The sequence below is a fragment of the Psychrobacter sp. NPDC077938 genome (genome assembly GCF_044542635.1).
In the GTDB taxonomy this organism is placed as follows: domain Bacteria; phylum Pseudomonadota; class Gammaproteobacteria; order Pseudomonadales; family Moraxellaceae; genus Psychrobacter.
On sequence record NZ_JBITUW010000007.1, the window covers coordinates 110223 to 132076 of the forward strand.

General features: G+C 43.7%; 18 protein-coding genes and 1 tRNA gene. 6 read left to right on the forward strand and 13 right to left on the reverse strand.

The features are described 5' to 3' along the window. Nucleotides 1-242: 242 nt before the first annotated feature. From ACIGBM_RS12135 to ACIGBM_RS12150, 4 genes are all read left to right on the forward strand, one after another. On the forward strand, nt 243-1742 hold the full coding sequence (locus ACIGBM_RS12135; protein WP_057762027.1) for a SulP family inorganic anion transporter: 1500 nt from the start codon (nt 243-245) through the stop codon (nt 1740-1742). Between the two features lie 174 nt (nt 1743-1916). Continuing rightward, a complete protein-coding gene (locus ACIGBM_RS12140; RefSeq protein ID WP_102092102.1) occupies nt 1917-2771 on the forward strand; it encodes a universal stress protein in 855 nt (284 codons plus the stop codon). 479 nt (nt 2772-3250) lie between these two features. After that, nucleotides 3251-3589, forward strand: a complete 339-nt coding sequence (locus ACIGBM_RS12145; RefSeq protein ID WP_010197981.1) for a P-II family nitrogen regulator — start codon at nt 3251-3253, stop codon at nt 3587-3589. Between the two features lie 107 nt (nt 3590-3696). After that, the gene (locus ACIGBM_RS12150) at nt 3697-4959 is read left to right on the forward strand and encodes an ammonium transporter (RefSeq protein ID WP_057762031.1); all 1263 of its coding nucleotides are present in this window, start codon (nt 3697-3699) and stop codon (nt 4957-4959) included. Between the two features lie 192 nt (nt 4960-5151). Here ACIGBM_RS12150 and ACIGBM_RS12155 read toward each other — a convergent pair whose 3' ends face one another. The 3 genes from ACIGBM_RS12155 to ACIGBM_RS12165 all read right to left on the reverse strand — a co-directional run bounded on the left by ACIGBM_RS12155 (nt 5152) and on the right by ACIGBM_RS12165 (nt 6977). Further along, the gene (locus tag ACIGBM_RS12155) at nt 5152-5535 is read right to left on the reverse strand and encodes a DUF2147 domain-containing protein (RefSeq protein ID WP_191114376.1); all 384 of its coding nucleotides are present in this window, start codon (nt 5533-5535) and stop codon (nt 5152-5154) included. A gap of 261 nt (nt 5536-5796) precedes the next feature. Then, a complete protein-coding gene (locus tag ACIGBM_RS12160; protein WP_397477906.1) occupies nt 5797-6060 on the reverse strand; it encodes a hypothetical protein in 264 nt (87 codons plus the stop codon). Nucleotides 6061-6131: 71 nt separating this feature from the next. Beyond that, entirely contained in the window at nt 6132-6977 is an 846-nt protein-coding gene (locus ACIGBM_RS12165; RefSeq protein WP_397477907.1) for a DNA/RNA non-specific endonuclease, read from the reverse strand. Nucleotides 6978-7154: 177 nt separating this feature from the next. Between ACIGBM_RS12165 and ACIGBM_RS12170 the strand changes: the two genes are divergently transcribed. Continuing rightward, a tRNA-Ser gene (locus tag ACIGBM_RS12170) sits at nt 7155-7245 on the forward strand. Between the two features lie 349 nt (nt 7246-7594). Here the strand turns inward: ACIGBM_RS12170 and ACIGBM_RS12175 are convergent. Both ACIGBM_RS12175 and ACIGBM_RS12180 read right to left on the reverse strand, forming a co-directional pair. Then, a complete protein-coding gene (locus tag ACIGBM_RS12175; protein WP_397477908.1) occupies nt 7595-8911 on the reverse strand; it encodes a DUF3100 domain-containing protein in 1317 nt (438 codons plus the stop codon). A gap of 78 nt (nt 8912-8989) precedes the next feature. Then, on the reverse strand, nt 8990-10153 hold the full coding sequence (locus tag ACIGBM_RS12180) for a M20 aminoacylase family protein (RefSeq protein WP_394125035.1): 1164 nt from the start codon (nt 10151-10153) through the stop codon (nt 8990-8992). 571 nt (nt 10154-10724) lie between these two features. On the opposite strand from ACIGBM_RS12180, the gene ACIGBM_RS12185 reads away from it, so the two are divergent. After that, nucleotides 10725-11444 carry a hypothetical protein gene (locus tag ACIGBM_RS12185; RefSeq protein WP_397477909.1) on the forward strand — a complete coding sequence of 240 codons (720 nt, stop codon included), beginning with the start codon at nt 10725-10727 and terminating at the stop codon, nt 11442-11444. A gap of 94 nt (nt 11445-11538) precedes the next feature. Here ACIGBM_RS12185 and ACIGBM_RS12190 read toward each other — a convergent pair whose 3' ends face one another. The 8 genes from ACIGBM_RS12190 to rsmH form a co-directional block, all read right to left on the reverse strand. Then, nucleotides 11539-11835 (reverse strand): hypothetical protein, encoded by a 297-nt coding sequence (locus ACIGBM_RS12190; protein WP_397477910.1) that lies wholly within the window; start codon nt 11833-11835, stop codon nt 11539-11541. Between the two features lie 379 nt (nt 11836-12214). Then, complete coding sequence (locus tag ACIGBM_RS12195; RefSeq protein WP_397477911.1) at nt 12215-13162, reverse strand: putative RNA methyltransferase; 948 nt, start codon at nt 13160-13162, stop codon at nt 12215-12217. A gap of 139 nt (nt 13163-13301) precedes the next feature. Beyond that, nucleotides 13302-14420: a phospho-N-acetylmuramoyl-pentapeptide-transferase gene (gene mraY, locus ACIGBM_RS12200; protein ID WP_101205970.1), complete on the reverse strand. Its 1119-nt coding sequence runs from the start codon at nt 14418-14420 to the stop codon at nt 13302-13304. Between the two features lie 3 nt (nt 14421-14423). Further along, nucleotides 14424-15869 carry a UDP-N-acetylmuramoyl-tripeptide--D-alanyl-D-alanine ligase gene (gene murF / locus ACIGBM_RS12205; protein WP_397477912.1) on the reverse strand — a complete coding sequence of 482 codons (1446 nt, stop codon included), beginning with the start codon at nt 15867-15869 and terminating at the stop codon, nt 14424-14426. An 82-nt stretch (nt 15870-15951) separates the two neighbouring features. Then, the gene (locus tag ACIGBM_RS12210) at nt 15952-17664 is read right to left on the reverse strand and encodes a UDP-N-acetylmuramoyl-L-alanyl-D-glutamate--2,6-diaminopimelate ligase (RefSeq protein ID WP_397477913.1); all 1713 of its coding nucleotides are present in this window, start codon (nt 17662-17664) and stop codon (nt 15952-15954) included. A gap of 66 nt (nt 17665-17730) precedes the next feature. Then, nucleotides 17731-19821, reverse strand: a complete 2091-nt coding sequence (locus tag ACIGBM_RS12215) for a penicillin-binding protein 2 (protein WP_057762051.1) — start codon at nt 19819-19821, stop codon at nt 17731-17733. Further along, entirely contained in the window at nt 19818-20300 is a 483-nt protein-coding gene (locus ACIGBM_RS12220; RefSeq protein WP_057762053.1) for a cell division protein FtsL, read from the reverse strand. Before ACIGBM_RS12220 ends, ACIGBM_RS12215 begins: the two co-directional genes overlap by 4 nt. A 432-nt stretch (nt 20301-20732) precedes the next feature. Then, nucleotides 20733-21767, reverse strand: a complete 1035-nt coding sequence (gene rsmH / locus ACIGBM_RS12225) for a 16S rRNA (cytosine(1402)-N(4))-methyltransferase RsmH (protein WP_397477943.1) — start codon at nt 21765-21767, stop codon at nt 20733-20735. Between the last annotated feature and the right edge of the window lie 87 nt (nt 21768-21854).

Here is a 21854-nt window from a genome sequence, read left to right on the forward strand (position 1 = left end):
AATTTACTGCCCTTATCATCGTATTGATTATTGATGAGCGTATTTTTGATACCAAAAAAATCAGTAGATACCTCGGTTATTAGTTAGATATCTTGGTTATTAGTTTCTCACAATTCAACACAGCAACATGACCTAGTGCATGTTGAAGTAAAAGAAAAATGAATAGCTATTATTAGCGACGCGATCATTTTATAAATGAGTAATGATTACTTTTTTTGCCTCTAACCCTATGTAGTTTACTTATGACATCTTTTATTGATAACTTGCGTGACGAGTGGTTTTCCAATGTTCGCGGTGACGTTTTATCGGGTTTGGTTGTAGCCCTAGCCCTTATTCCAGAAGCCATTGCCTTTTCTATTATCGCTGGTGTTGATCCAAAGGTTGGCTTATACGCCTCATTTTGTATCGCGGTAGTGATCAGTTTTGTCGGTGGTCGTCCAGGTATGATTTCGGCAGCGACTGGTGCTATGGCATTGGTCATGGTCGATTTGGTTGCTGATCACGGTCTGCAATATTTGCTTGCTGCAACTTTGCTTTGCGGTGCCATTCAGGTCGTGATGGGCATTCTAAAGCTTGGTAATCTGATGCGCTTTGTCTCTCGCTCAGTGGTTATCGGTTTCGTCAACGCTTTAGCAATATTGATTTTTGCTGCGCAATTGCCAGAATTGAACCCGATGACTGAGCGTGTTGGCATGACTGTTTATATCATGACGGCAGCTGGTTTAGCGATTATTTATCTATTTCCACTTATCCCTAAAATCGGTCGCATCGTTCCTTCACCGCTTATTTGTATTGTAGGTTTGACCGCCGTTGCAATGTATATGAATCTCGATATTCGCAATGTTGGCAGCATGGGTGATTTGCCAGATTCATTGCCAGTATTCTTGTTGCCTGACATTCCGTTAAACCTAAATACCTTGCTGATTATTGCACCCTATTCTATCGCACTTGCCATCGTTGGTCTTTTAGAGTCTATGATGACAGCGACAATCGTCGATGAATTGACCGATACACCAAGTGATAAAAACAAAGAGTGTCGTGGACAAGGTATGGCTAACGTCGTGTCAGGTTTCTTTGGTGGTATGGCAGGCTGTGCGATGATTGGTCAGTCAATGATCAACGTCAAATCGGGTGGTCGTACGCGTCTGTCTACTTTGATGGCCGGTGTTGTCCTTCTGATTATGGTTGTGTTCTTAAGTGAATGGGTCAGTCAAATTCCAATGGCAGCCTTGGTTGCAGTCATGATTATGGTATCGATTGGCACGTTTAACTGGCAGTCTATTCGCGAGTTTAAGACGCATCCAATGTCGTTCAATATCGTTATGCTAGCGACTGTATTGACTACCGTCTTTACTCATAACTTAGCTTACGGTGTGGGCGTAGGTGTCTTGCTATCTGCTTTAGCATTTGCTAATAAAATTGGTCAGTTCTTAACGATCTTTAGTGAATATGATGACAGCAGCAATACCCGCTACTATTATGTTCAAGGGCAGGTATTCTTTGCTTCTACCACCCAGTTCCTACATAGTTTTGATACTAAAGAAGCTGTAGATAGTATTCAGATTGATGTAAGCCAAGCGCATTTTTGGGATGTTAGCGCTGTTGATACCTTAGACAAGCTAGTGATGCGCTTGCAACGTGAAGGTATTGATGTCAAAGTGGTAGGACTCAACAATGCGAGTCGAACACTGATTGATCGCTTCTCTGTTCATGACCGCCGAGACATTGGCTTGTTAGACTAAGCGAAACTGCTAAGCGAATCTACGCGGTTGCCATGTGGCTATATTTTTAGTCTATGGCTAATATATCGGATATTAATAGACAGTTATATTGGTAAAAGGGTTGGATGTATTTTGCATACACCCACCCTAAACTGAGATAGCCGATTTTTATTATTAAAATGATGTGGTCGTTTTATGAGTAATTTAAAACCAGATAGTGTGATTGCTTGCTTGGACTGTCCTGATCATGTTCAAGCGGTACTAGAGGCCAGTATGTGGGCTTCTATTCGCCTGCGCGCGCCTGTTGGCTTATTGCACTCGATGCCAAGCTTGCAGCAAAAAGCCGCTATTAATTATTCTGGTTGCCTCAATATTGATGATGAAAACGCTTTGCTCGAACAGTTCACATCCAAAGAGCATCTAAGTAACTGTGAGCTAAAAGCGCAGGGCCGACTGCTATTATCTCAAGCTACCTCGTATTGTGAGCAGCAGCGCCATAAGCTAAAGACATATACATTGCATCGTCATGAGAACCTCAATCAGAGCATTGATTACGTCGATGACCAAGCACAATTGATCGTTATAGGGCATCATGTCACTTGCAAATCTACACTGAGCCAACTTATTCGAGTCAGCCACTGCCCTATTTTGGTGACACATGCACCATTTTTGCCCCCTACTACTGCTTTATTTGCGTTTGATAACAGTCCAACGTGCCATAAACTACTAAATTGGCTGTGTAAAACGCCACTGGTGCGTGCACTAACGGTTCATATTGTGATGGTTGGCAAGGAAACTTCTGATAACTGTGATGCGTTGCGTGAAGCCTATGCCAAGCTCAAACAGGCGGGTATCAAATCTAAAAAGACATTGCTTGACTGCCGTGATGTAGCTGCGGCTTTGAACTACTATCAAAACCAACATGATATCGGTTTACTTATGACTGGGGCTTTTGGCCAATCTCGTCTACGCGAATTACTACAAGGTAGCGATACAAAAAAGCTATTGGTCAGCACAAAAACTCCTTATCTACTATTTCCTAAAGCATAACGACATATATACCAACACGTCCAAACCCTTTATCTACCTAAGCGCAGGGGTCTGACTACTATGTTAGGCTCTGACGCTTATCTCTATTTTCTCTCTACCTTCCCGCCATTCATCTTTGATACGCTTGCATGAAAAGGCCAAGCTAACGACCAAACTCAAGTTAGCAAATCGTCACATGAAATAAAGGGATAGCCTCCCCAAGCACTCAAAAAGTTGGTTATAATAAAGTTTTCGTTAACCAAACGCTAAAGATTGATTCACCTTTATTATGCTTGTAGCGATGGCTCTAATCGTTGCATCGTAGCCCATACTCTATGTTACTACTGTCATTACTTTTTAATGAACAATGCCAATTCTACCTCCCCCCTTGAGTAGGTTGGCATGGTTCTTGAATAACTTACAGTAAGCAAGGCAGAGATATGATGATGCATCATAGTACTTCTATCAATCTGCGGCATCACACAAATAAGGAATTTTTTATGAAGCTAATCACTGCGATCTTAAAACCGTTTAAGCTCGACGACGTGCGTGAAGCGCTTTCCGACATCGGTGTTAAAGGTGTCACTGTCACTGAAGTCAAAGGTTTCGGTCGTCAAAAAGGTCATACAGAGCTCTATCGCGGCGCAGAATACGTGGTGGACTTTTTACCTAAAGTAAAAGTCGAAGTCGCTGTGATCGACGAGATGGTTGAGCCTGCTATCGAGGCAATCACTCGTATCGCTAGCACTGGTAAGATTGGTGATGGCAAGATTTTCGTCACTGCACTTGAGCAAGTTATCCGCATCCGTACGGGTGAAACGGGACCTGACGCTATCTAAATTTGAAGACCTACCTACGGGCATAAACTTATAGGTACAGACTCTTACAGCATTTTTATCTATCGGTAATGCCGATATCTATATTATAAATTCAAGGGGGAATTTAAATGGAAAGTCAAATCTTTGAGCTCCAATATGCGCTCGATACGTTTTACTTTTTGATATGTGGTGCGTTGGTCATGTGGATGGCAGCAGGCTTCACTATGTTAGAGGCCGGACTGGTCCGATCAAAAAATACAGTCGAAATCTTAACCAAAAACGTCGCACTATTTGCAACGGCTAGCATCATGTATATGGTATGCGGCTATGCGATTATGTATGGTGGCGACCTATTCTTAAGCGGAATTGCAGGCGGTGATACGTTAGTAGAAGACGCCTTAGCAGCCTCTGCTGAAAACGGCTTCGGTGGCGACTCTGTCTACTCTGCCGCATCAGACTTTTTCTTCCAAGTGGTCTTTGTAGCGACCTGTATGTCAATCGTATCAGGTGCTGTTGCTGAGCGCATGAAACTGTGGTCATTCTTGTTATTCGCTGTGGTCATGACCGGTGTTATCTACCCATTAGAAGGTAGCTGGACATGGGGCGGCAACGATGTCTTTGGTTTATTCAACCTAGGCGACATGGGCTTCTCTGACTTTGCAGGCTCTGGTATTGTACATATGGCTGGTGCAGCAGCAGCTCTAGCAGGTGTATTGCTCTTAGGCTCACGTAAAGGTAAATATGGCCCTAACGGCGAGATACGCGCTATTCCTGGTGCCAATCTACCATTGGCGGCACTTGGTACGCTAATCTTGTGGATGGGTTGGTTCGGTTTCAACGGTGGTTCAGTGCTCAAATTAGGCGACATCGCTAGTGCTAATGCTGTTGCAATGGTATTCTTGAACACTAATGCTGCTGCTGCTGGCGGTGCTGTCGGTGCCTTGATCTTAGCTCGCATCATCTTTGGTAAAGCGGATCTAACTATGCTCCTAAACGGTGCATTAGCAGGTCTAGTTGCCATTACTGCTGAGCCTTCAACCCCTTCTGCATTACAAGCTACTATCTTTGGTGTTATTGCCGGTATCATTGTAGTGTTATCAATCTTAGCCTTAGACAAAATCAAAATTGATGATCCAGTGGGTGCAATCTCAGTTCACGGTGTGGTCGGTCTATTTGGTTTGCTAATTGTACCTATCACTAACCCAGCATCTACCTTTATCGGTCAGATTGTGGGCGCTGCAACCATCTTTGCTTGGGTATTCATTGCCAGCCTAGTGGTTTGGTCTATTATCAAGCTGGTTATCGGTCTACGTATCTCTGAAGAAGACGAGTACGAAGGTGCTGATATTGCAGAATGTGGTATGGAAGCTTACCCAGAATTTATAAGATAAGCTCCTTTCCAGTAAGCTAAGGATTACTGTTAAATACGCTGATACTACCTACTGTAGTATCGGCGTTTATAATTTTAGTGTTTAAAGATCTCCCCTATTGAAGCCATAAGCTTAAATCTAAAACGTAAAAATCCCGCGAGACCTTTCGGTAACGCGGGATTTTATATATTAAGCTAAGACTAATTTTTTAGTTTATTTCTTTTTCCACTCTTGGCTACGAGAGAATGGCCCGATATAGCCTTTTAGCTTTAATGTGTTGCCGCTTAAGCTTGCAGTCATACGATAGTCTTTACCTTTTGCTGGATCAGTAATCGTACCACCACTATATTTACCACCACCGTCAGCTTTTAGACCTCTAATAACAGTCGTACCAACGTGCTTTTTGCCTTTCGCAGTATTAGCAGCAATAAGAGTACCGGTCAGAACACCATTTGACTCAGTGATTTTTACCGTACCTTTTGGTTCACCATCATCATATGTCTGCCAAGTAGTGTTGGCTAATGGGTCAGCGGCGAATGCCATGCTAGCAATACCAATACCAGCAACTGCTAAAGTGGTCTTTGTAAATAATTTCATAGATTGACTCCCTTCATACAATGATTACTCGAAACGTTATGTTTCTGTTGTCCTATGCTTATCCTTTGCTAGAACCTTTCATTACGAGCTTTACGGTTTCGACCTTTTTCAATGATAGTTACCATTACAACTTATAAGCTTTTGGTTAAAGATTCGAGCGACACAAGCGATGTCTTAACTCATTATAAGCAATTTTTAGGTTTTGCCTAGTAATTTTTTTATAGTTTCTTATTTCTACAAAAATAAAGCCATATCAAAGACTTATAGGAAAGGATTGTCGATATCCTTATCTAATTGGTCATCATTTTCCTTTGACTTAGCATCGTTCTTGCTATATAGATTTTTATCTGTAAACGCTTGTACGATTTTCCCCGACAGCTCATGTAGCTGTTGGGCTTGCTCGTATCCTAACTCATCAAAAGTGAGATCAATATCACCATATATAATAATCTTGTCTTTTTGATTTTCAATGACAAGATCACCAATCTGCATGCTTTGATGGTCGTTGGCGAATGGCTCAATCATTTGATTATCCTTATTATCAGTAACATTTTATTTTTTTCGAAATGAGTGTGTTTTTGGGTCTTTCTTTCAGTTTAAGCCTGCAACTGTGCAATTAACCATTCTAAAATAGCCCACACAAACAGCATCCACTCTGGCTCTTCTACTGGTGCCTCAGGGGTATCTGAGCTCTCACCTGCCTTCAATGGTAAATCAAACGCTTGAGATTTGGACTGACTATCTAGCATAGGCAATACATCGATACCAATCTCAGTGGTTAGCTCATCGATACTAATCACATCGATGCGTTCCGACTCATCATTTGGTGCGTAATACACGCCTGCTTGATTGGTTGCTGGGATATATACAGCTTTGAAGAAATGGCTAGGCACAAAGACACGATTAGCGAGCTGCTTGGTTTTTTTATCAGTAAATGCCACACCTGTGATGGTATACACCTCACCGTATTGCTGCGTTAAATACCGAGTGGCAGATTCGATATTACGCCAGATATAGCGATTGTTACGTGGTGACTGCGGGGCAATATTGGCTAAACTAAAACTATCATACTGCTGGCTGCGATTGGCCATATTGGCATTGGGTGCCAAATGCCCTCGATCATAGCCAGAACCTGAATAATCAGACAATGAGGCTCGTGCTGACTTTGGCAGTTTACTCTCTTCGTGGAAGCTATCTTCACGATCGATCTGCTTAGCTTGTTGTAGACGTGTGCGATCGAGATGCTCTGCTGACCAAAGCGGTGTACGCGATACCCCCGAGTACATAACCACAAAACCATCCATGCATAATGCTTGTGTGTCTTTTTTTAGCTTGGTATTGGTAAATTCAGGATAAACACCCCCATAAAAAGACTGGCTACACTGGGTCAAATCATCAGCATGTGCTTGGGTAATACCCGTCGCGACAAGCAATACTGCCATCAGCGCACTATTCTTACATCCGTACTTAAGCCTACTAAAACTTATCATTCAACTTTCAACCATTTATACTTGCCGTTACATACTTGCTATCCTAGCAGGCGCTTGCCAATAAAGAAAGATAGCGCGCAAGTCGTGACATTCTAAATGGTATCCGCTATACTTAGGCGTTCAAAAAACGGTGAAGTGGGTGAGTGGCTGAAACCGCACGCCTGGAAAGTGTGTATACGTTCATAGCGTATCGAGGGTTCGAATCCCTCCTTCACCGCCAATCTTATTTTGCGTAAGCAAAGCCTTTGTTTTTCATCTTGTTCTACCCTTTCCTAAACATTCTTTATATATTTTAACAGTAAGACTTTCAGTCTATACTCACCCTATACTGCTGTCTGAAACATTTCTGTTTAGCCTTAATTTCATATGTCGTATGAGATCTAATCACTATATATCTAATTGAATAACACATTAATTGACCAATCTAAAAAACTCGTATCATGGACTGAGAGTGACTCATATAAGAGTTATAACACAAGATAACTATCTGCTCTTCTATAAGATCAAACAATAAAAACCCCAGTTGGTCAACTGGGGTTTTTTATTATCCTCAAATACCAATCTAACTTTTAGAGCATGGCTTGCGCAATCATCGCTGATCCGATGAAAGTACCTGTAAAGGTTAATACCGCAACAATGGCAATTTTAAAGCCCGATTTCTTAAACAAATCGACTTCCATTTGCGAGATGGCAAAACCAGCGTAAGCAAGTACTGGTGTTAATAATTGCAGAACGCCCAGTTTAGCGGTTTCTTCCAAAACATAAGCATTAAATGGAAACTGTGGTAGAGAGATTAAAATAGCCACAATAGATATCCAAGCAATTGCCGGTACATTGACTGGAATAAATCGCTTTAACAGCATACCAATCACACAACAGACAAACAAAATGAGCATGGCAGGTAATGCCGTTAATGGATTTACACCTTGCCCTACCCAATTGCTCAGTAGCAAGACCACGCAAATCACAGCCAATAAAATAAAAGACTGCATGATTGAAAGACTGGCAGGCTCTTCCATGACTGCATCAAGATTGGTTTCTGTCGTAGCGACTGTCTGCTTGTTCTTCTTAAATTTACTGACTACTTTATACAAAAACTCTGTAAAAGGCAGTGCTACAAACAAACTAACAAATAAACCAGTGGCATACGTTAGCAAGTTAGAAGTAGCGGCAAAGGCAGTAATGGTTTCTGCTTGGGCAGGCACCGTCTCTGCTAATGCTGCTGAACAAGCACCCATCATACTACCGCTACCAATACCGCATGCCATAGCAAGTGCGCGTACATCCATAATGTCCATCGAGGCAATGATACCGGCCATTAATGAGAAGTAAATCGCGCCAAACAAGGTGCCCATGACATAGACACCCATCACACCAATGCCTTCTGGACTTTGTAAGCCGTACTTATCAGCAATCAAAGCAACGTTAGGTTCACGAGCAACAGAGTGCGTGGCACCGATGGCTTCTCGGCCCATGCCAAAGACAAGCACTGCAACAGGTAGCGCAATCAGAACGGTCGCTACATTACCTAACTCTTGTAACAGTAGTGCTGGACCAGCAGCGATGATTTCTTCGATATTGGGACCAACACCAACACCGAATTTGGCGATAAAAGGCATAATACTTAACAGAATGGCATAACTGGCAAACTTGGCGCGTTTTTTGGTTATAACCGCTTTCATCGAAGGCACGACATTAGGATTTAATAAAATCGCAAAGATAAAAGCATAAAGTAATGGCAGCAACACCAAAATGCCAATACCGATAGGGATTTTTATAATACCTATCCATTCTGCTAATAACGACACAGCAACCACTAATAAATGCAGTTTCCAATCACGCAGATGCTTTGTCATAGTAGGCGACAGCACGCTATTGTTGTTCATATAAATTCCCTTTGAGTATGATGATGACTCTATTGATTGAACTTGGTCTGTTGAGCTTTATCTATTGATAATAAAATTTTATTCAGCGCTCTTCGGTAACTCTGACTCAACCAAAGAAACCCATACTTTGATACCTGTCTCGATAGCATCATCATTGAAGTCATAAGAGGCATTGTGCAGCGGCTTAGAAGGTATGCTGCCATCAACGCCCAACCAAAAATAGGCGCCTTTAACTACCTGACTCATAAATGAGAAGTCTTCAGAAGCCATAGAAGGTTCTACATCGGTATTGACTTTATCAACGCCCAACGCCTTAGTAGCCGCTTCTTTAATCTCAAGGTAAGCTTGACTGTCGTTGGTGGTTACTGGATAACGAATGTGGTAATCCATCTCGCCTTTGACACCATATAAAGGCGGCAGAGTGGCGACCATTTCTGTTAGCATCTCTTGCATAGATTGGCGTACATCCATATCAAAACTACGAACCGTACCTTTTAAGATGGCGACATCTGGAATCACGTTGGTGGTATCGCCGCTGTTCATTTGCGTCACGCTAATAACGCCAGACTGCAATGGCGAGACGCGGCGAGAGATAATAGATTGGATATTAGTGATTAGTGCAGCACCTGCGGCTATAGGGTCAGCGCCCAAATGCGGCATGGCAGCATGTGTGCCTTTGCCAGTTAATGTAATTTCAAAAGTATCAAAAGAGGCCATCATGGGCCCATTATTTACAGCGATTTCCCCCACTGGCAGCCCAGGCCAATTATGCAAGCCATACACAGCATCCATCGGAAATTTATCAAATAAGCCATCATCAATCATGGCTTTGGCACCGCCTAACACCTCTTCAGCAGGCTGAAAAATAAAGTGAATGGTGCCGCTAAACTCTTTATGTTGACTTAAGTGTTTTGCCGCTCCTAGCAGAACAGAGGTATGACCATCGTGACCACAAGCGTGCATACAGTTTACGTGGGTAGATTTATGCTCAACATCGTTTTGTTCTGCGATTGGCAACGCGTCAATATCGGCTCTTATACCGATAGTAGGGCCTGCACCGTTTTTCAAAGTACCAACCACACCAGTGCCACCCAAGCCTTGATGAACTTCAATACCAAAAGATTGTAACTTATCTACGATGAATGAAGAGGTCTTAAATTCTTTGAATCCAAGCTCAGGCTGGCTATGAATCTGTTTGCGCCATTGTTTGACTTCATCTAATAATGCTTCATTAACTGACATTTATTTTTCCCTTTGAGAGTATGTATTGATATACCGACGTTGGCATTGATACGCGCTATCAACTTTTGGACAGCGAAAAACCATCTAATCTTTTTGCACTTTTTTATTTTTACCAATAAATAAGCCACTTAAAGTGGCTTATTTATGACGTACTAGAGATATGTTTTCTTGAACAGCTATTGTAACCTATTTTCACGCATTCGAATAAAGCCGAGTCGTATTAGTAAGCTTCGCCTTTATCTCTTTTTAAATAGATTTTTTTACAGTCGTGCAGATTATAAACATTTTTTCAGTCGTGTTTGGCCGTATAAAACTGCCTTTAAATGAGTAGATATTCTATTACTATTTGTTTTATTATCAGCTTAATTTTATTCCTAGACCCTTATACGAAAAGGCTTTGAGTTTTCTGTGGCGCTCACTCTAGCTTTATATCTATATTTACCATCATTGCTATACCGTACAAAAATGTAATAACAGTAGAGTCACTGATACTCGGCAGATGCCATTGTCCAAAAATTGGATTATAGTAGATATCGGTAGTATTTATTTAAATAAACTAAAGGATACAACAATGAAAACAATAGGAATGTGTATCGTAGCAGGACTCGGATTGAGTGCTTGCGCTACTGGCATAGGCGGTACGGCAACAGGTAATACCAGTCAAAATAATAGCTCTGATAAAGTGGTCACTCAATACCCAGTTGAGACTGCCCTACTCAATGTCTATACCAAACAACGTAGTGAAAAATTGGTAGTCACTGTCGGAGGACAAAGCGTAGCCGCAGATATTCAAATCACCCCTAAAGGCAGCATGCGTTTTAATAATAAAATGGTACAAGGCGCAGAAGTCAGCACAATCAACACAGTGAATCAGCAGATTACGGATCAGTCCGTCGCTATCAATTACTTTACGCTAAATCCATTGGTGTTCCATGGTTTTACGGATAGTACGGGTGAGTATTCAATCGCTAACCAAACGACGAGTATTCCTAAAATGGCTACTGTAGGCGACTCAAGTCAGCTTATCACTGAAAACGTATATGCTGACAATAGTATGCGGCAGAAAACCGCCACTTATAAGCAGGACTGGTCGCTCACACAAGATACAAATAACACGGCGTGGCTCTGTATAGAAACCTCAGGCAATCTACTTTTAACTTCTGATGCTGCAGGTACGTCTTCAGAGTGCTATAAAATCAATGCCAAAGGCGATGTTTTAAGTAGTAAAGTCACACTCACTCAGCCTAGTAAAAATGGCGTGTCCAAATCAATGACGTTTATCAGTCAGTAGCATTTGCTCAACTAGTAACGCTCAATAGTGTCATATAAAAACAAAAAAATAGCGCCTCATTAAGGCGCTATTTTTGGATGCAAGGATTGTATTTTTACGATCGACGATCATGGTTGTTTCTGTCATGATTGTTTTTGTCGTGGCTATTTTTAGCATGAACATTTTTGGCTATTGCTTTGTGCTTAGCAGCCACTACGTTCGCTTTGTGATGTGACTTTTCTGCCTTAGCTTTGGCATGCTTATAGCTATTACTCGCTTTATTGTTGCTGTGTTTTTGTTGCTGTACTTGAGCTGAATGATGCTTATCAAAATTAGGTGCAGCATTGGCTTGACCCACCATCGACAAACAAGCAGTAGCGGCTAAAATCGAACTAACTAGTATCTTTTTCATCATTTTATTCCTTTGAATTCATATTTAGAGTAGTTATAGATAATGCATTTAGTGTTAAATGAACTATCGTGATAAAGCTTTACTCTATCGACAAAGAGAATGATAAATGATTCTAGTATTAAGTAGATTTATGAAACTTGAAGAAAGGTTGCGATTGTTACGAGGGCATACGCGATCAAAGGAATGTTAGGTGTTGGCGTAATGTTTGGTTAAATGACAGACTATTTACGATTCATCGGTAAGCATCGTAGAAAGGGTATTTATAAAAACGCGAATGACTAGCTGATTGTTGAAGAATGCAAATACGGAAACGGTGAAGTTGCTGGCTAATATTTAAAACGAGCATAGCAATACTCCATACTGCTATGCTCTAAATGTGCTAAACAGACGTTTTCTGCAAAATATAAACCACAAACTTCGCCTCTGTGCTAAATGCTGCTGTTTCTACGGCAGCCAATAGTACTTGCCTTTTTTCGCTGCGGGCACGGTACGCATAAGGTGTCATCGTCATCAAATCAGCCAAATCCTCTGCGGATAACGTTAGCTCTGTACTGACACGGCAGGTCTCAACCAACGTAAAATATGGTGCCAATTCTTGCAAAAATTTATCAGAATCATGCTCACGTACATCATCAAATAGCGCATCACGCATCGTTGCCAAATGCCCGACATCAGGCTTGGCAATGATCAGATAGCCACCATACATCAACACATTATCAAACGCCTCGGGCAAGATAGGGCTAAAAATACTGCTAATACCCGTCATACTGTGCGGGCGTAATGGTAAATGTGCAGCACTGGTCACTAATGGATAGACCGCTGTCGTTTTGGCAGTATCTTCTTGGCGCGGCTGATACCATAGACGACCTGCTAGTTTACTGACTTTGGCCAGCTCAACCACTGCAGGCTTACTGATGTCAGCGGCTATCAGCGTGTCTATAACCTTCAACCCCATTTGTGCCATTGCCTGCGTGTAATAGCCTTCTCCGCAGCCAATATCAAGCCAACTGACTGGCTTGCTATCTTGCTCGTTTATAAACTCATCGTTAGACAGCAACTCTGTCATTTTTTGACTAATTAGTTTTTGGAGCGGTGCATAGTGCCCATGATTCAAAAACCGTTTACGCGCATCGATAGACTCTTGGCTATCCCCAGGTGCTTTGGACTTTTTTTGTTGTACTGGCAGCAGGTTGACATAGCCTTGACGCGCTACATCAAAAGGATGCGAAGTTTGCTTAGGGTGCAAACTACCATCACAGCGCCAAGTATCTGCGGCAAGCTGTAGTGATGACTGACAAAGTGGACAAATAAATAACGACACGGGCATCTCAAAGTGATAGCAATATGCTTCGCATTTTAACAAAATTCATGGGTCTTGAGCGACAAAAAGCCGTCTCAATAATAATTGAGACGGCTTTTTGGAGTTTTGCAAATTGATAGCTATATAGATATTCGGCTGTTATAGCTTAACGCAGCTTTAGCGTCATTAACCCGAGGATGACAAGAATAATAGCAATAATCCAAAATCTCGCCACCACTTGTGTTTCTTTCCAGCCAATTTCTTCGAAATGATGATGCAGCGGTGCCATACGGAAGACGCGTTTTTTGCGTAGTTTGTACGAGCCAACTTGCAACATAACTGATAGCGCTTCGGCGACAAACAAACCACCCATAATCGCAAAGGCAATCTCTTGACGGGTCATTACGGCGATAGTACCCAGCATTGCACCCAATGCTAGCGCGCCAACATCACCCATAAATACTTGTGCTGGATGCGCGTTGAACCATAAGAAACCAAGGCCTGCTCCGACCATTGAACCGCAGACGATGATGACTTCGGAGTTATAAGGAATATAAGGCACATGCAAGTAATCAGCAAAGCGTACATCGCCTGATACATAGGCCATCGCGCCCAAACCTGCAGCGACGAGAACGACTGGCAAAATCGCCAAACCATCCAAACCATCGGTTAGATTGACTGCGTTAGAAGCACCATTAATCACAAAATAGGTAAAGATGATGAAGCCAATACCAAATGGCACTGCTGAAAATGGAATCATCCAGTCTTTGAATACTGGCAATAGCAAATCTTGCATCTCACGCGTGGTGTTGATATCGGGTTGTAATGTGGCGATATAATACAAAGACACACCGACAAATAACGCACCCATAGACAACCAAAAGTACTTTTTGCGAGCGATTAAGCCTTTTGGATCTTTGTACTTAATTTTTAGCCAATCATCAGCCCAACCTACGGCGCCGAAGATAACCATAACCACGAGCAAAATCCAAACATAGGGATTGTTCAATCGTGCCCACAGCAGCGTCGATATGCCAATCGCACTTAGGATCAATACCCCGCCCATGGTTGGTGTACCAGTCTTGGCCAAATGCGATTGAGGCCCATCATTACGAATGGCCTGACCATATTTGAGCGAACGCAAGTGCCGAATGACACGGCCACCAAACATCATGCTAAATACAAGGGCGGTAACAACTGCAAGCAATGCTCGTAGTGTCAACGAAGAAACCGCAGAAAACGGCGTATAATACTGGCCAAGCCAGCCGAACAACCAAACTAACACCGCCTACTCCTCTACTAGCGCATGAATAAGTGTTTCCATTCCCATGGAACGAGAGCCTTTGAATAACACAGTACAAGGCTTAGCTTGTTGCGCTTGCAAATACGGCTGTAAATACTGTAATAAACTGTCTTTGTCGGCAAAAGCATGAGCACTGATATCAGACACCTCTTGCGCACCTGCAACGGTATAAGGGGCATATTCGCCAACACAAAGCAGCACATTGATACCTGTGGTCGCGATAGTACGGCCCAAGCTTTGATGTTCACTAATAGCAGCCTCTCCTAGCTCACCGATATCGCCCAGCACCATGACCTGCGTACCTGTTTGCGCGGCCAATACTTTGGCGGCGGCACGTACCGAATGCGGGTTGGCATTATAAGTATCATCAATGAGACGATGCATACCAAGTATCTGGCTATTTAGACGACCTTTAGCAGGACGCGCATTTTCTAGCCCAATGACGATGTCACTCACCGCAATATTTAGCGCATGCGCACAGGCAGCAGCAGCCAAGGCATTATTGACATTGTGTTCACCTGCCAATGGCAAGTTGATATCATGGATTTGGTTACCGATATGTAGTTTGAACTCACTACGTTCAGGCTCTACGTCTAGATGGCTTGCACTTACATCCGTATTACCAAAGCCAATCACATGCGAGGTGTACTTTTCAGCGATACGACGCAACTGATTGGTAAAATCATCCTTATCAGGAACAATTGCGAACTGTGCGTCCGTCAACGTATGGTAAATCTCTGCTTTGGTCTGGCAGATGCCTTCACGGCTACCAAACTCACCCAAATGCGCTGTACCGATGTTTAAGATACAGGCCACATCAGGCTGAACGATTTCAGTCGTATAAGCAATCTCGCCAATATGGTTTGCGCCTAGCTCTAAAATAGCATAGCGATGATGATCCGATAGCTCAAGCAACATCATTGGTACACCCAAATCGTTATTGAGGTTACCACGAGTGATCAAGGTCGGTGCCAATCTACCAAAAATACTGCCTAGCATTTCTTTGCAAGTGGTCTTGCCGCTAGAGCCCGTAATAGCAATCACGGTCAAATCTGTATGCTGCTGACGACGATAGGCTGCCAATTGACCTAGCGCCAAACGGGTATCGCTGACCACCAATTGCGGAATAGCATTTGGGCCGGACAACGAAATAGGACGCGAGACGACAGCGGCAACTGCGCCTTTTGATATTGCTGTCTCGATATAATCGTGACCATCGAAATTGTCGCCGCTTAGCGCCAAAAATATATCGCCTGGCTTTATCGTGCGAGTATCAGTGGCTATCCGCTTACTGGACAAGGCCGTCTGTTCTGCATGGCCTTGTGGTAGTTGCCACTGCCCATCGAGCGACGTGGTCGCTGCGAGCAGATTGTCCATTTGCCAGACATAGAGCCCTTGCGACTGGGCAGTATTATCGGTGTCGGCTGTCATAATGATTACCTTATATGATGACTACTTAATTTTTATATTTAATGATCAATTTTTACTAATACATGCATCCTGAGCCAATCAACTACACGCGGCCAGCTTGATTCAATGCCTGCTGCAAAACAACACTGTCATCGAAATCATAGCGAACGTTATTAATCTCTTGATAGGTTTCGTGACCTTTGCCTGCGATGACCACGATATCATCCACACCTGAGTGACTAACTGCATATTCAATGGCCGTCTGACGGGCAGGCTCGATATGGGTTCGTTGATATTGCTCAGCGGTCATACCAGCCTGCATATCTTGCAAAATTACATTTGGGTCTTCGGTACGTGGATTATCCGCGGTCAAAATAACTTGATCAGCACCTGCCAGACCCGCTTGCGCCATCAACGGTCGCTTGCCTGCATCGCGATCTCCGCCGCATCCAAATACCGCCCAAAGCTGACCTTTACAGTGGGTTTTTAAACTTGCCAACACTTGGCTTAGAGCGTCTGGAGTATGCGCATAATCAACGATAAAGCAGCCATCATTTGACGGTACACGCTGCATACGCCCAACCGCACCTTGCAACTGTGCAACAGCAGGCGCAATACGCTCAATATTCATGGCTAAGTCAACATCGAGTGCTACGACAGCTGCTATCGCTGCGAGCAAATTGGCTACATTGAAGCGACCTAATAATGGACTGACAATCTCCATGTTGCCAGTTCTCTCATTACCAAACTCAATACGCAGATTGATTTGGACGCCTTGCAGACTCGGCGTAATATCAGCGGCAACAAAAGTAGCCGCTTTTGATGAATCCAAACTGTATGTCCATACCGTCAAACCGCTGGCATTTGCCATATCTAACATAACCTGAGCGTGCTCATCATCGATGTTGATAATGGCATGGGTCAAATCTGGGAAATGAGCTTTATCAAACAGCTTGGCTTTGGCAGCGGCATATTCTGCCATATCGGCATGATAGTCTAAATGGTCACGACTCAAATTGGTATAAATCGCCACAGTGACTGGCATACCTTGTAGACGTTGCTGGTCCAACCCGTGAGAGCTGGCCTCTAATGCCAATATCTCAGCCTTTTCTGTTCCCATTTGATATAGAAACTGTTGGACAGCTAAAGCGTCGCCCGTAGTATGGCTGGCTTGCACCAGAGCACCAAGTCTACCATTACCTGCCGTACCCATCACCGCGCTACTCAGACCCATCAGCTGAGTAAGCTGTGCTACTAATTGACTGATGGTTGTTTTGCCATTCGTACCAGTTACCGCAACCACGGTCGGTAGAGTCACTGGCTGCTGATATTGAAGGCGCGCTTGAATTAAGCTACCTAAAAAGTCGCGAATGTTAGGAACGTATAAGACAAGACATGGCAATGCTGCTAGTTGCTGCATACTAGTGATACTATCTGTCTGCAGTTCATTAGTGGTATTTGAAGGATTATTTGCTCCGCTAAGCAAAACAACAGGGTCAATTTCTGAGAGAATAAACGCGGCTTGTTCAGCGGCTTGCAATAGATAATCACGACTTTTTTTAGAATTGGCTGTTTGACTTTTTAAAAGGACAAATACGTCGTTCGCTTCCAGTTGGCGACTGTCCAGGCGAAATTGTTGAAACGGAATATGGGCAATAGACTGGGCTTGATCTGAACCTACCTGATTAGATGCTTCCTGAATCGATGCTGCTATCATCGCTGTAAGCTGCTCAGCCAGTTTATGCTGCTGGCTTTTATTAGCATCTATAAGCTGTTGTAAAGTAACAGTAGCGCTATCTAGCGATGATATAGTCATAGATAAATCCTAAACAGTTAAAACGTGTCAGCTCAGTAGAACTGGACATTTAAAATAATTGAACGCTTACTGCGCTTCCGTTTTTAGTGGCTTATCCAAAGGCACATTATACAATCGCAATGCTTCTTTCATTACATTATGGAAGACAGGTGCGACCGTTAGACCAGCATAAATCTGACCGCGCGGGTCTTCGATAAGCATTACGCCTACCAGCTTTGGATTGGATGCAGGCGCCATACCAGCAAAGACATTACGATACTGATCCGTATAGTAACCACCGTCTGGATTGATGCGGCGTGACGTACCCGTCTTACCTGCCACGCGATATCCATCAATGGCAGCGGCTTTTGCCGTACCACCAGGCTCAGTCACACTCTCGAGCATCTGCACGATAGACATTGCCTGCTCATGCGCCATAATACGTTTGCTTGGCTGCGACTTGTCATCTTTAATTAAAGTTAATGGATGCATGACCCCACCTGCTGCTAGGGCTGAGTACGCCTGTGCAACCTGTGCCAATGTCACTTGTAGACCATAACCATAACTAACCGTCGCACGGCGCGAGGTTTCTTTCTCTTTTGGCGTGACGATTAAACCACTGCCCTCACCTGGGAACTGCAAAGGTGTTTTTGAGCCAAAGCCAAACTGTCTTTGCATATTACTAATAGCATCGGCTGGCAATGATAGCGCAATCTTGGTGGAGGCCACGTTACTGGATTTCTGTAGTAGCGTGGCCATGTTAATCATGCCCAAATTATTATGATCTCGAATGGTATAGCCGCGTACGCGAATCGAACCGGGATTGGTATCAATCAAAGTCGTTGGCGTATACTTACCCGAGTCTAGCGCTGCCGCCACGGTAAACGGTTTCATCACCGAACCTGGCTCAAACACATCTAACAATGCGCGGTTACGCTGGTTTTCACCCGTCATCTCGTTAAGGTTGTTCGAGTTAAACGACGGCCATGTCGATAACGCCAGCACTTCACCAGTTTGCACATCAACAATCATACCCGTGGACCAACGGGCTTTTTGCAAACGCCCAGCTTTTTCTAGCTCTTTATATAGCAAATACTGTAAACGCGAATCAATCGTCAATGCCACATCTTTGCCGGGTACTTCTGGCTCAATTTGCTTAATTTCTTTTAGGCTATTTTGTTTGGCGTCTTTTAGAACTAAAACTTTTCCGTCATCACCTGCCAGATCTTTTTCATACTGACGCTCAATACCAGCACGGCCTTCGTAACCGCCTTCAGGATCTTTGGCGTTTTGACCCATAAAGCCCAGCAGCTGCGCATTAGACTGTGGCTGTGGATAATAACGCTGAAAGAAATTCTTTTCGTAGACGCCTGGGAAATCAAGCGAGCTGACGCTTTGGGCAATCTCAGGTGTGACCTTATTAAGCAGTGGCAAATAGTGCGATCCTGCGCCAGACGGCAAAGCAGCTTTTACCGCTTTCTCATCGGTCACATCGATACTGTCATCAATTGCCGTGACTTTCTTCAACTCATCGACCGATATATTGGCAGCAGCGGCTAGCTTGGTCAGATCCATATTATCTAGGCGCTTTTGCATACGCGCCTGTAATTGAGGACTGCTAGGATTGGTAATGATAATGCGCTTTAGCTCGTAATATTCACGAGAATAATCATGCGGACTGAATGAAACTGTCGCGAGCGGCGCACTGACTGCAAGCGGTAGATTATTACGGTCGGTAATCATACCGCGATAAGATTTTTGGGTACGCTCACTGGTAATGAGCTCATTACCTTTATCCTGATAAAACTGTGCGTTGGCAACCTGAATATAATAGGCGCGGCTAATCAGTAGCGCTAATATGACCAGCGCTAGACCCCAGACCATACGAAAACGGTTTTTGTCTTGTTCGAAACCTCCGAGAGCAGAAGCACCTGACGCTTTGCTCGAAAAAACCATTTTACTTTTGCGGTTTTTTACACTGGTATAAGCGCCTTGGGTGTCGCTTTTTTTGATGCGTCCGAATAGTTTTGCCTTACGATTACTTGCAGCTTTATCAGGCTTGCTACTCGTCTGACCAGATTTAGCCGCACTGGCTCGGCGGAGGGGTTTGGTTACCTTGCCGCTGGCTGGTTTCTTGCTGGTATTTTTTGCGGTGGATTTAGGCTTTTTCTCACTCATTGTCCTGCCTCCGTCGCTGGTTCTTCAGGAGAGATGTCGGTAGAGGCACGTGGCCCAATGACGTCAGACATATCTTCATCTGAGTCTTCCGTAACCACTGGCACCAATGCAGTAGCGACACCAGGCTGGATAATCAGCTTATCCTTTAATGTTGGCGAATACATACCCAATTCAGCAACCGCTCGACTGGCAATCTGTGGCGTGGCGCTAAAGGTTTGTTGCTCAATTAATAGACGCTGATGCTCTACTTGTAGCTTACGTTCTTGTTTTTTCATGTCTTGCAAGGTTTTGTAGTCCTGATGATATTGCTGAACTTCTTCGGCAGTTTTGATACCACTCCATACAATCGTGGCTGCCAATAGCAATAGCACGACCACATAAATGCTCACCACATTAAACCGGCGCACGAACAGCTCGCCGACATCGGTATTATAAGGTGTAGCAGTGCGGCGATTCGCAGGTTTGTCAGATATTGCCATGACGATCTCAAAAAGGTGAACGTAAACGATAGAGTAGATAACGGATTGCGAAAGATGAACGTGTCATTATTCGGTCATACCATCGATAAATATAAAACCAAAGACACTTATAAGTGTAAAAACCACACTTAAAAAACGAACGTAAAAAGTATATTCGATAACTAATTTATTCAGGAGCCATAAATCATTACAACTCATGGCTATCAATAGGTCATACCACAACCAAACACGTTGCATGGCTATACTACATATAAATCTGTGCAGCTATCATGCAGATAAAAAACCAACTGCTGAGCCTAACAGACAATATTTACAGATTTTTAACAGTGGCGTAGCCATTAGGACATTTGCGCATCATTTAGACAAACATTAGCAATCTTAGACAACTCAATAATCATATTCAGATATAACTTATGCCGTCATGATGTTCTTCTATACCCCTGTTGTCTGCTCATAACCTGTGTCAGTACGCGTTGCCATACGCAGCCATGCACTACGCGCGCGCGGATTCTGACTCGTCTCATCTTTGCTTGGGCCGACACGTTTTGGTTTGCTAAAATAGCGTGGACGATTCGGCGGCATTGGCAGGTTTTCGTCTTCTGGATATTGCCCTTTGCTATGGCGCTGCAAAAACTGCTTGATACGGCGATCTTCTAATGAGTGAAAACTAATGACCGCAAGCTGCCCACCTGACTTTAAGATAGGAATGCTTTGCGCTAAAAAGTCATCAACATCGCCCAGCTCATTATTAATAAAAATACGCATGGCCTGAAAGCTCTGTGTGGCTGGATGTTTGCCGCGTTGCCAATTGGGATGCGCCACTTTGATGACCTCTGCTAGCTCAAGTGTAGACTCGTAGCTCTCCATCTGTTTGATAGCTCGCGCAATACGGCGGCTGTGACGCTCTTCGCCAAACTCATAAAGCACATTGGCCAACGTTTCATCATCGACTTTTTCGAGCCATTCGGCAACTGACTGGCCGCGACTGGTATCCATACGCATGTCTACTGCCCCATCACGCATAAAGCTAAAGCCCCGACTACCATCGTCAATCTGCGGTGATGAAATGCCCAAATCTGCCATTAAGCCATCAACTTCAGTGATACCCATAGCAGCTAGACTGTCGGTCAACGTCGCAAAACTATCGTGAACCACACGTACACGGCTGTCTTTGCTTGCCAGCTCTTGCGCCACGCTAATGGCTGTTGGATCTTTGTCAAAGACAATCAGTGTGGCGTCATCGGCAAGTTGACTTAATAGCAGTCGACTATGACCACCACGGCCAAAGGTCGCATCAACGTAGATGCCACTTATATTTAAGCTATTTTGGACGCCTTCTTTTTGCTTGGGCAAGGATTTTACACCCAGTACTGCTGCGACAGTCTCTTGCAGCAGCACCGCATCATGGACAAAACTCAATTCATCAGACGTGATATCGCCCTCATGACGGGCATGAGTAACATCCAGATCGACATCTTGCGTAGACGCATCCTTTACAGCAGAAGGACTAGACACTGACTCAGAGAGATCAGCGGCGGCAGAAGGACTGGCTTT

What these genes read in the sequence shown, in the direction of transcription:
- ACIGBM_RS12210 (WP_397477913.1), bottom strand. Translation starts at nt 17,664, where the DNA reads ATGACTATATCATCGCTAGATAGCGCTACTGTTACTTTACAACAGCTT.
- ACIGBM_RS12220 (WP_057762053.1), bottom strand. Translation starts at nt 20,300, where the DNA reads ATGGCAATATCTGACAAACCTGCGAATCGCCGCACTGCTACACCTTAT.
- ACIGBM_RS12140 (WP_102092102.1), top strand. Translation starts at nt 1,917, where the DNA reads ATGAGTAATTTAAAACCAGATAGTGTGATTGCTTGCTTGGACTGTCCT.
- ACIGBM_RS12185 (WP_397477909.1), top strand. Translation starts at nt 10,725, where the DNA reads ATGAAAACAATAGGAATGTGTATCGTAGCAGGACTCGGATTGAGTGCT.
- ACIGBM_RS12175 (WP_397477908.1), bottom strand. Translation starts at nt 8,911, where the DNA reads ATGAACAACAATAGCGTGCTGTCGCCTACTATGACAAAGCATCTGCGT.
- ACIGBM_RS12145 (WP_010197981.1), top strand. Translation starts at nt 3,251, where the DNA reads ATGAAGCTAATCACTGCGATCTTAAAACCGTTTAAGCTCGACGACGTG.
- ACIGBM_RS12195 (WP_397477911.1), bottom strand. Translation starts at nt 13,162, where the DNA reads ATGCCCGTGTCGTTATTTATTTGTCCACTTTGTCAGTCATCACTACAG.
- ACIGBM_RS12180 (WP_394125035.1), bottom strand. Translation starts at nt 10,153, where the DNA reads ATGTCAGTTAATGAAGCATTATTAGATGAAGTCAAACAATGGCGCAAA.
- ACIGBM_RS12150 (WP_057762031.1), top strand. Translation starts at nt 3,697, where the DNA reads ATGGAAAGTCAAATCTTTGAGCTCCAATATGCGCTCGATACGTTTTAC.
- ACIGBM_RS12215 (WP_057762051.1), bottom strand. Translation starts at nt 19,821, where the DNA reads ATGAGTGAGAAAAAGCCTAAATCCACCGCAAAAAATACCAGCAAGAAA.
- ACIGBM_RS12135 (WP_057762027.1), top strand. Translation starts at nt 243, where the DNA reads ATGACATCTTTTATTGATAACTTGCGTGACGAGTGGTTTTCCAATGTT.
- murF (WP_397477912.1), bottom strand. Translation starts at nt 15,869, where the DNA reads ATGACAGCCGACACCGATAATACTGCCCAGTCGCAAGGGCTCTATGTC.
- ACIGBM_RS12165 (WP_397477907.1), bottom strand. Translation starts at nt 6,977, where the DNA reads ATGGCAGTATTGCTTGTCGCGACGGGTATTACCCAAGCACATGCTGAT.
- ACIGBM_RS12190 (WP_397477910.1), bottom strand. Translation starts at nt 11,835, where the DNA reads ATGAAAAAGATACTAGTTAGTTCGATTTTAGCCGCTACTGCTTGTTTG.
- ACIGBM_RS12160 (WP_397477906.1), bottom strand. Translation starts at nt 6,060, where the DNA reads ATGATTGAGCCATTCGCCAACGACCATCAAAGCATGCAGATTGGTGAT.
- ACIGBM_RS12155 (WP_191114376.1), bottom strand. Translation starts at nt 5,535, where the DNA reads ATGAAATTATTTACAAAGACCACTTTAGCAGTTGCTGGTATTGGTATT.